Raw genomic sequence first — 9,069 nt, 5'->3', positions numbered from 1 at the left:
CCCCCCCCCCCCCCCCCGCGGGGGGGGGGGGGGGGGGGGGGGGGGGGGGGGGCCCCCCCCCCCCCCCCCCCCCCCCGGCGGTGAAGAACATCAGCAGGCTGTACACCGCCGCGGGGATCGCCATCGCGGCGCTGCCGAGCACGTTGAGCGCGATGAAGATCGCCAGCGTGCCGTTGTGGATGCCGATCTCCATCGAGATGGCGATCGCCTGCGGGCGCGGCAGCCGCAGCGCGAGCGGCGTGGCGTAGCCGGCACCCAGGCTGGCCAGGTTGAACAGCAGGCAGGCCAGTCCGACCACGGCCACCGAGGACAGCAGGACCTGCCAGGACTGCGCCACCGCCACCGCGACCAGCAGCGCCAGCACCAGCACCGACAGCAGCCGCAGCGGCCGGACGGACGCCACGGCGAAGCCCGGCGCGAAATGCCGCACCGCCATGCCGGCGGCCACCGGCAGCAGGATGATCACCGCGACTTCGACGACCTTGGCCACCGGCGGAGGCACGTAGCGCCCGGCACCGAGGAAATGTTCCAGCGCGAGGTCGAGGATCACCGGCAGGGTCAGCAGGCAGAGCAGGCTGTTGATCGCGGTCAGGGTGATGTTGAGCGCCACGTCGCCGCGCGCCAGGTGGCTGTAGATGTTGGCGGTCGCCCCGCCCGGCGATGCGGCCAGCAGCATCAGGCCGACCGCGAGCTCGGGCTCAAGCCCGAAGCCCAGCGCCAGCCCGAAGGCCACCCAGGGCAGGAGCAGGGTCTGCAGCGCCAGTCCCACCAGCACCGCCCTGGGGTAGCGCGCCACCCGGCGGAAATCGTCCAGCGCCAGGCCCATCCCCAGCCCGAGCATGATTACGCCCAGGGCCAGCGGCAGCAGGAGGTTGGTCAGCAGCGAGGCCTGCATCGGCATCCTTTCCGGCGTGGATCAGCCGAGCTTAGGGCCGCTGCGGGCGCCTGTGCACGCCGCGCCGCAGCGCGGAGGCGGCGCGGTGCCGCAGATGCGCGAAGGCCGCCCGGAGGCGGCCTTCACTCGGTGCTGGAGGACAGAGGCCGGGGACGGTCTCAGCTGCCCAGGCCCTCGACGCGGCGCGCCTGCAGGAAGCGGTTGGCCCAGTAGCCGGTATCCAGGCTCGAGACGGTCACGTCGCGGCCGGTGCGCGGGGCGTGCACGAACTGGCCGTCGCCGACATAGATGCCGACGTGGTCGACGCGGGTGCCGCGGCGGCCGAAGAACACCAGGTCGCCCGCGCTCAGGGCGGCGCGCTCGACCTTCTCGCCGTTGCTGGCCATTTCGCGCGAGACGCGCGGCAGCTCGATGCCGAGGGTGGTGCGGAAGACGTAGTTGACCAGGCCCGAGCAGTCGAAGCCGGAGTCGGGCGAGGTGCCACCCCAGCGATAGGGCGTGCCCAGCAGGCCCATGGCGCGCTGGAGCAGGGCCTGGATGCGGCCGGTCGGCTCCTTGTCGCCCGCGGCCAGCGACTGGCTGGCTTCGATCAGCTGGTTCACGTCCGCGGCGCTCAGCATGTTGCGCTCGGGAGCGAAGGCACTGCCCACCAGCGTCTGGCTGGCGGAGCCGCCCATCAGCTGGTCGGCGGAATCGGCACCCATGAAGGGCGCCGCGATGGCGGGAGAACCCGCAAGCAGAAGAACGGCAGCGATGACGAGGGAGCGGGCCCGGAGGGGCGCACGGCGGCGTTCTGTCTGGTGGGAATCGATCACGCGCTCTTCACTGTTTTCGAAGCAGGCGTGATGGTGACGTAGAGAGACGGGCCGTTTGTTAACTTTTCATCAGCGTAGCGTGAAGAAAAGAGTGATCCAAGTCACTGATTCAGCGAAGAACGCGTTTCGAGCCGCTGTAGTTGCGCCGCCAGTAAGGTCCGTCGAGATGGTCGAGCCGCACCGTGCCGCCCGTGCTGGGGGCGTGCACGAAGCGGCCCTCGCCGACATAGATGCCGACGTGGGTGACGCTGCCGCCGCTGCCGAAGAACACCAGGTCGGCGGTGGCGAGCTGCTGCGGTTCGATCCTCGGGCCCTGCCAGGCGGCCAGGTCGCGCGAGGTGCGTGGCAGCCGCAGGTCGAGCATGTCGCGGTAGACGTAGTTCACCAGCCCTGAGCAGTCGAAGCCGCCCTCGGGGGTGTTGCCGCCATACCGGTAGGGGGTGCCGACCAGGCTGATGGCGCGCATCAGCACCGAGTTGGCGGAGGCCGGGTTCACCGGGGTGACCTGGGGCCAGTCGCGCTGGCCGACCGGCTCGCTGCGCGGCGGGGCGGGGCGGACGTCGTCGCGACCACAGCCGGCGGCCAGCAGGAGGACAACGAGGCCGGACACGGCGATTGGCGCGCGAAGGCCGCTGTCTGGATAATGCGAGGTCTTGCCCATCGGCCGGCATCTTGGCCGAGCCGGCGACCTCCTTACAAGCGGCCGCGTGCCGCGCCACCGGATTCCTGCCATGAAGATCGAGAAAGACCGCGTCGTCCGCTTCCACTACACCGTGTCCGAGGACGGCCAGCCGGTGGAGACCTCGAAGGACCGCGGCGAGCCGCTGGCGATCCTGATGGGCCACGGCAACATCATCCCCGGCCTGGAGAAGGCGATGGAAGGCCGCGAGGCGGGCGAGAGCTTTTCCGCCGACGTGGCTTCGGCCGACGCCTATGGCGAGCGCCGCGACGGCATGACCCAGCGCGTGCCGAAGAAGCACTTCGGCGGCCAGAAGCTCGCGGTCGGCGACCAGGTCGTGCTGCAGACCAACTTCGGTCCGCGCGCGGTCACCGTCGAGAAGGTCGGCATGAGCGTGGTCGACGTCGACCTCAACCACCCGATGGCCGGCAAGGACCTGCATTTCGACATCGAGATCGTCGAGGTGCGCGAGGCGCAGCAGGTCGAGATCGACCACGGCCACGTGCACGGCGACGGCGGCCATGACCACGGCCACGACGGCGACGACGCGGGCGACGACGCGGGCAAGGCCGGCTGACCCGCCCCCGGGTGCCGGAAGCTCCGCGATGGATGAACGTATCGATGTGGTCGTGGTGGGCGGCGGCGTCATCGGCCTGTGCACCGCGCTGTCGCTGGTCGAGGCCGGGCGCAGCGTGCGCCTGCTGGAAGCCCGGACGCTCGGCAGCGGCAGCTCGCACGGCAACTGCGGCACGCTGACGCCCAGCCATGCCTTCCCGCTGGCGGCGCCGGGCACGATCGGCCGCGCGCTGCGCTGGATGCTGACGCCCGACGCGCCGTTCTACGTCGCGCCGCGGCTGGATCCGCGCCTCTGGCAGTGGCTGCTGGGTTTCGCCAGCCGCTGCAACGCGCGCGACTGGCAGACGGCGATGACCGCCAAGGCCGGCCTGCTCAACGATTCGATCCAGGTGTTTCCCGACTGGGTCGCACGCCACGCGCCCGGCTCGGAGTTCAGCCAGGAAGGCACCGACTACGTGTTCCGGGACGGCCGCGAGCTCGAGATCGCCGCGCGCGACCTCCCGCACCTCGCCGAACTGGGTGTCCATGGCCGGCTCATCGACGGCGCCGAATACGAGCGCCAGGACCCGGCGTTCAAGCCCGGCCTCAAGGGCGTGCTGCACTTCCCCGGCGACGCCCACCTGCGCCCCGACCGTTACGTCAGCGGCATGGCCGACGCGCTGCGCGCGCTGGGCGGCGTGATCGACGAAGGCTGGGACGTCACCGCCATCGACGAGGACGCCGACGGCGTGGTGGTCCACGGCAGCCGCGGCACCGTGCGCGCGCGCGAAGTGGTGCTGGCCACCGGCGCCTGGTCGACCACGCTGATGCGTTCGGCCGGCCTGCGCGCGGTGCCGGTGCAGCCCGGCAAGGGCTACTCGATCACCTACGACCGTCCGGCCCTGGTGCCGAAGCGGCCGGTGATCCTGCACGAGCCCAGCGTCTGCGTGACCGTGTGGGACAGCGGCTACCGGCTCGGCAGCACGATGGAGATGTCGGGCTACAGCACCGACCTCAATCCGCGCAGGCTGCAGGCGCTGGAGCGTGGCGCGGGCGAGTTCCTGCACGAGCCCGTCGGGCCGGTGAAGCGCGAGGAGTGGTACGGCTGGCGTCCGCTGAGCGTGGACGACGTGCCGATCATCGGCCGCGTGCCCGGACGCCGCCGCACCTGGGTGGCGACCGGCCACGGCATGATGGGCGTCAGCATGAGTCCCGCCACCGGCCAGCTGCTGGCCGACCTGATCACCGGAACCGCGCCGCGGATCGATCCCGCCGCGTATTCGCCGGAGCGCTTCCGGTGAGCACCGCCCGTCGCCTCCACGTCGACCTCGCCGTGGTGGGTGGCGGGTCCGGCGGTCTGGCCGCCGCCTTCCGCGCCGCGCAGCACGGCGCGCGGGTCGCACTGCTGGAGCCGGGCGAACTCGGCGGTACCTGCGTCAACGTCGGCTGCGTGCCGAAGAAGGCGATGTGGCTGGCGGCCGAGCTCGGCGCGCGCATCGGCCATGCGAAGGCCCTGGGCTTCCCGGTCGAGCCGGGCTACCCCGACTGGGCGCAGCTGGTGGCCAGCCGGCAGGGCTACATCGCCAACATCCATGGCAGCTACCGCCGCCGCCTGGACGAGGCCGGCATCGTGCTGCTGCCCGCGCGCGGACGGCTGGCCGGCAACGGCCGGGTCGACTGCGACGACGGCACCGAGGTCCAGGCGGAGCACATCCTGCTCGCCACCGGCGGGCGTCCGGTGCGTCCCGACATCCCCGGCGCCGGGCTGGGCCTCGATTCCGACGGCTTCTTCGCGCTGGCCGCCGCGCCGGCGCGGGTGGCGATCATCGGCGGCGGCTATATCGGCGTCGAACTCGCGGGCGTGCTGCAGGGCCTGGGCAGCCAGGTGGAACTGTTCGTGCGCGGCGACGCACTGCTCAAGGGCTTCGATCCGGACGTGGTCGAGCGCCTGCAGGGCAATATGCGCCAGTCGGGCATCGTGCTGCACTTCGGCTATCCGCTGGCGGCGCTGGAGGCGGGCGAGGGCGGCGGCGTGCGCCTGCGCGAGCGCGACGGCGATGCCGGCACGCCCTTCGACAGCGTGATCTTCGCCACCGGCCGCCGGCCCAACAGCGACGGGCTGGGCCTGGACGCCGCCGGCGTGCGCACCGCGGCTGACGGCCACATCGAGGTCGATGCCTTCCAGTCGACCAGTGCCGAGCGGATCCATGCCGTCGGCGACGTGACCGGCCGCCTGGCGCTGACGCCGGTGGCGATCGCCGAAGGCCGGCGCCTGATGGACCGGGTGTTCGGCGGCGATGCCGGGGCCTGCGTCGACCACCGCCAGGTGCCGACCGTGGTGTTCTCGCATCCGCCGCTGGGCAAGGTCGGCCTGACCGAAGCCGAGGCGCGCGAGCGCTTCGGCGCCGACGCGGTCAGCTGCCACCGCACCACCTTCCGCCCGATGCTGCACGCGCTCGCCGACGTGCAGCAGCACAGCATGTTCAAGGCGGTGTGCGTCGGCGAGGAGCAGCGCGTGGTCGGCCTGCACCTGGTGGGCGAGGCCGCCGACGAGATCCTGCAGGGCTTCGCGGTGGCGGTGAAGATGGGCGCCACGCTTGCCGACTTCCACGCCACCGTCGCCATCCATCCAACCAGCGCCGAAGAGATCGTGCTGCTGCGCTGAGCGGTTAGGATCGGGGAATGGACCTGTTCACCCTCCACCACGGCTCCCGGCCCCTGCTGGTCAGCCTGCCGCACGACGGCACCCACGTGCCGGACGCGATCGCCGCGCGCCTGACCGCCAGCGCGCGTCGCGTTCCCGATACCGACTGGCATGTGTCGCGGCTGTACGACTTCGCGCGCGCCATGGGTGCTTCGGTGCTGGTGCCGACGCATTCGCGCTACGTGGTCGACCTCAACCGCAGCGAGGACGACACCTCGCTGTACCCGGGGCAGAACACCACCGGCCTGTGCCCGGTGCGGCAGTTCGACGGCAGCGCCGTGTATGCCGACGGACAGGAGCCGTCACCGGACGAAGTGGGCGCACGCGTCGAGGCGTACTGGCGTCCCTACCACGCGGCCCTGGCCGGCGAACTCGCGCGCCTGCGCGACGCGCACGGCGGCGTGGTGCTGTGGGAGGCGCATTCGATCCGCGGCGAACTGCCTTGGCTGTTCCCCGGCCGGCTGCCCGACCTCAACCTCGGCACCGCGGGCGGCGTCAGTTGCTCGCCCGAGCTGGCCGGACGCCTGGCGGTGGCCCTGGCGAAGCAGGACGGCTATGACTGGGTCGCCAACGGCCGTTTCAAAGGCGGCTACATCACCCGCCACTACGGCCGCCCGGAACTGGGCGTGGAAGCGGTGCAGCTGGAGATCGCCCAGCGCTGCTATATGGACGAGGCGAGCTTCGCCTGGGACGTGGCCAGGGCGGCGTCGCTGCAGGACGTGCTGCGCGCGCTGCTGGAGGCCGCGCTGGGCGACCTGTAGGAGCGGCTACAGCCGCGATCACGAGACAGCGGCGCGGACCGATCGCGACGGCGTCGCACGGCGATCGCGGCTGTAGCCGCTCCTGCAAGGGGATGGCGTGGCGGGGAGTGGACGCCGGCGCGATCAGACCTCCAGCGTGGCCAGGTCGCCCTTTTCCTCCAGCCAGGACTTGCGGTCGGAGGCGCGCTTCTTCGCCAGCAGCATGTCCATCAGCAGCCGGGTCTCTTCGGGCTCGTCGACGGTCAGCTGTACCAGGCGGCGGGTGTCGGGATGGATGGTCGACTCGCGCAGCTGCGGTGGGTTCATCTCGCCCAGGCCCTTGAAGCGGGTGACGTTGACCTGGCCCTTCAGCTTGTCGCGCGCGATCTTCTCCAGCAGCAGGCGCTTCTCCTCCTCGTCGAGCGCGTAGAACACCTGCTTGCCCACGTCGACGCGGTACAGCGGCGGCATCGCCACGAACACGTGCCCGGCGCGCACCAGCGCCGGGAAGTGGCGCAGGAACAGCGCCGCCAGGAGGGTCGCGATGTGCAGGCCGTCGGAATCGGCGTCGGCCAGGATCACCACCTTGCCGTAGCGCAGGCCCGAGATGTCGTCCTTGCCCGGGTCGCAGCCGATGGCGATGGCAAGGTTGTGCACTTCCTCGCTGGCCAGCACGCTGGTCGACGCGACCTCCCAGGTGTTCAGGATCTTGCCGCGCAGCGGCAGGATGGCCTGGAAGTCCTTGTCGCGGGCCTGCTTGGCGCTGCCGCCGGCCGAGTCGCCCTCGACCAGGAACAGCTCGGTGCGCGACAGGTCCTGGCTGATGCAGTCCGCCAACTTGCCGGGCAGCGCCGGGCCCTGGGTCACCTTCTTGCGGACGATCTGCTTCTCGGTCTTCAGCCGCGCGCTGGCGCGGTCGATGGCGAGCTGGGCGATCTTTTCGCCCAGATCGACATGGCTGTTGAGCCACAGGGTGAAGGCGTCCTCGGCCGCGCCCTCGATGAACCCGGCAGCCTGGCGCGAGCTCAAGCGTTCCTTGGTCTGGCCGCTGAACTGCGGGTCGCTCATCTTCAGGCTGAGCACGAAGCTGACCCGGTCCCAGACGTCTTCCGGCGCCAGCTTCACGCCGCGCGGCAGCAGGCTGCGGAACTCGCAGAACTTGCGCAGCGCGTCGGTGAAGCCGGAGCGCAGGCCGTTGACGTGGGTGCCGTGCTGGGCGGTCGGGATCAGGTTGACGTAGCTCTCCTGCACCAGCTCGCCCTCCGGGATCCACGCGGCCGCCCAGTCCACCATCTCGGTGTCCTTCTTCAGGCTGCCCAGGAACAGCTCCGGCGGCACCGGCTCGCGGCCCACGAGTTCGCCCGCCAGGTAGTCGCGCAGGCCGTCGGCGTAGTGCCACTCGTCGCGCTCGCCGCTGGCCTCGTCGAACAGGGTGACGGTGAGGCCGGGTGCCAGCACGGCCTTGGCGCGCAGCAGGTGGCGCAGCGCGCGCAGGTTGAACTTCGGCGTGTCGAAGTACTTCGGGTCGGGCCAGAAGCGCAGCCGCGTGCCGGTGTTGCGCTTGCCCACGGTGCCGACGACGTCGAGGCCGCTGGACACGTTGCCGTCCTGGAAGGCCATCCGGTACTCGTTGCCGTCGCGCTTGATATGCACTTCGACCAGGGTGGACAGCGCGTTGACCACGCTGACGCCCACGCCGTGCAGGCCGCCCGAGAAGGCGTAGTTGCGGTTGCTGAATTTTCCGCCGGCGTGCAGCCGGGTCATGATCAGCTCGATGCCCGGGACCTTTTCCTCGGGATGGATGTCGACCGGCATGCCGCGGCCGTCATCGGAGACCTCGCAGCTGCCGTCCCGGTACAGGGTCACCGAGATCGCGCGGGCGTGCCCGGCCAGGGCCTCGTCGACGGCGTTGTCGATGACTTCCTGCGCCAGGTGGTTCGGCCGCGCGGTGTCGGTGTACATGCCCGGCCGGCGCTTGACGGGGTCCAGGCCGGACAGGACTTCGATATCGGCGGCGTCGTAGCGTGCGCTCATCAGCGGGGTCTGGGGGTGTCTGGCGGGGTGAGCCGCCCAGAATGGCGGGGTGGGGGTAGCGGGTCAAGGCGCACCTTGACCGCGGTCAAACGGCCTGCGGCCCGCCCCGGCGACCATGCCCGGCCCCCTCCAGGAGCCTGCCTTGAACGCGACCACCGATCCCTATGCCGACCTCCACCAGAGCTATGGCCGCTGCCTGCGCGACAAGGCGTTCATCGGCCGCTTCTACGAGGTCTTCCTGGCCAGCAACCCCGACGTTCCGGCGATGTTCGCGCACACCGATTTCAGCCGGCAGCGCATGGCGCTCCGCCGCGGCATCACCATGGCGATCTTCCACGCGGGCGGCAGCCGGGTGGTCGAGCGCGGGATCGACGAGATGGGCGCGGTGCACGCGCGGGACGGCCGCTGCCCGGTGCCGCATGCGCTGTACCGCGACTGGGTCGAGAGCCTGCTCACGGTGGTGCGCGAGGCGGATCCCGAGGCCGACGAGGCGCTGATGGCGCGCTGGAGCGAGGCCATGGGCGTGGTGGTCGACACGTTCAAGGCCCGCGACGGGGCCGCCGCGGTGCGTCCCGGGCCCGCGCAGGACGGCGCGCGCAGCCTGTTTTCGCGCGTGATGCAGGGCCTGCGGCCGCAGCAGGGCTGAG

The 9,069-nt window shown here is 71.3% G+C and carries 8 protein-coding genes and 1 pseudogene; 5 read left to right on the top strand and 4 right to left on the bottom strand.

Going from position 1 to position 9,069, the window contains the following annotated elements; genetic code table 11:
• The 3 genes and pseudogenes from JG616_RS11855 to JG616_RS11845 all read right to left on the bottom strand — a co-directional run.
• The coding region (locus tag JG616_RS11855; protein ID WP_199392690.1) for a bile acid:sodium symporter family protein at nucleotides 1-895 on the bottom strand (895 nt) is incomplete at its 3' end.
• Between the two features lie 158 nt (nucleotides 896-1,053).
• Nucleotides 1,054-1,440: pseudogene (locus JG616_RS11850) on the bottom strand (C40 family peptidase); the annotation flags it as partial.
• Between the two features lie 379 nt (nucleotides 1,441-1,819).
• Nucleotides 1,820-2,371, bottom strand: a complete 552-nt coding sequence (locus JG616_RS11845; protein WP_199392689.1) for a C40 family peptidase — start codon at nucleotides 2,369-2,371, stop codon at nucleotides 1,820-1,822.
• Between the two features lie 70 nt (nucleotides 2,372-2,441).
• On the opposite strand from JG616_RS11845, the gene JG616_RS11840 reads away from it, so the two are divergent.
• From JG616_RS11840 to hutG, 4 genes are read left to right on the top strand one after another with little or no spacing between them, the layout of a single operon-like run.
• Nucleotides 2,442-2,966, top strand: coding sequence for a peptidylprolyl isomerase (locus JG616_RS11840; protein WP_199360939.1), 525 nt, complete (start codon nucleotides 2,442-2,444; stop codon nucleotides 2,964-2,966).
• Between the two features lie 28 nt (nucleotides 2,967-2,994).
• On the top strand, nucleotides 2,995-4,245 hold the full coding sequence (locus tag JG616_RS11835; RefSeq protein ID WP_235973109.1) for an FAD-dependent oxidoreductase: 1,251 nt from the start codon (nucleotides 2,995-2,997) through the stop codon (nucleotides 4,243-4,245).
• Nucleotides 4,242-5,609: a glutathione-disulfide reductase gene (gene gorA / locus JG616_RS11830; RefSeq protein ID WP_343225018.1), complete on the top strand. Its 1,368-nt coding sequence runs from the start codon at nucleotides 4,242-4,244 to the stop codon at nucleotides 5,607-5,609. The genes JG616_RS11835 and gorA overlap by 4 nt, the downstream gene beginning before the upstream one ends.
• Nucleotides 5,610-5,626: 17 nt before the next feature.
• Nucleotides 5,627-6,409: an N-formylglutamate deformylase gene (gene hutG, locus JG616_RS11825; protein ID WP_199392687.1), complete on the top strand. Its 783-nt coding sequence runs from the start codon at nucleotides 5,627-5,629 to the stop codon at nucleotides 6,407-6,409.
• A 123-nt stretch (nucleotides 6,410-6,532) separates the two neighbouring features.
• On the opposite strand, the gene parE is transcribed toward hutG, so the two are convergent.
• Nucleotides 6,533-8,422, bottom strand: a complete 1,890-nt coding sequence (parE, locus tag JG616_RS11820; protein ID WP_199392686.1) for a DNA topoisomerase IV subunit B — start codon at nucleotides 8,420-8,422, stop codon at nucleotides 6,533-6,535.
• A gap of 142 nt (nucleotides 8,423-8,564) precedes the next feature.
• Between parE and JG616_RS11815 the strand changes: the two genes are divergently transcribed.
• Nucleotides 8,565-9,068 carry a globin gene (locus JG616_RS11815; RefSeq protein ID WP_199392685.1) on the top strand — a complete coding sequence of 168 codons (504 nt, stop codon included), beginning with the start codon at nucleotides 8,565-8,567 and terminating at the stop codon, nucleotides 9,066-9,068.
• Nucleotide 9,069 lies beyond the last annotated feature (1 nt).

This window comes from Luteimonas sp. MC1895 (assembly GCF_016457215.1).
Classification (GTDB): domain Bacteria; phylum Pseudomonadota; class Gammaproteobacteria; order Xanthomonadales; family Xanthomonadaceae; genus Luteimonas.
Note: the sequence above shows the minus strand (reverse complement) of the source record. Positions and strands in the feature narration are given on the sequence as shown.

Bases quoted from the DNA above. Each gene is read 5' to 3' on its own strand.
- JG616_RS11845 (WP_199392689.1), bottom strand. From the start codon at position 2,371: ATGGGCAAGACCTCGCATTATCCAGACAGCGGCCTTCGCGCGCCAATC.
- JG616_RS11840 (WP_199360939.1), top strand. From the start codon at position 2,442: ATGAAGATCGAGAAAGACCGCGTCGTCCGCTTCCACTACACCGTGTCC.
- JG616_RS11835 (WP_235973109.1), top strand. From the start codon at position 2,995: ATGGATGAACGTATCGATGTGGTCGTGGTGGGCGGCGGCGTCATCGGC.
- hutG (WP_199392687.1), top strand. From the start codon at position 5,627: ATGGACCTGTTCACCCTCCACCACGGCTCCCGGCCCCTGCTGGTCAGC.
- parE (WP_199392686.1), bottom strand. From the start codon at position 8,422: ATGAGCGCACGCTACGACGCCGCCGATATCGAAGTCCTGTCCGGCCTG.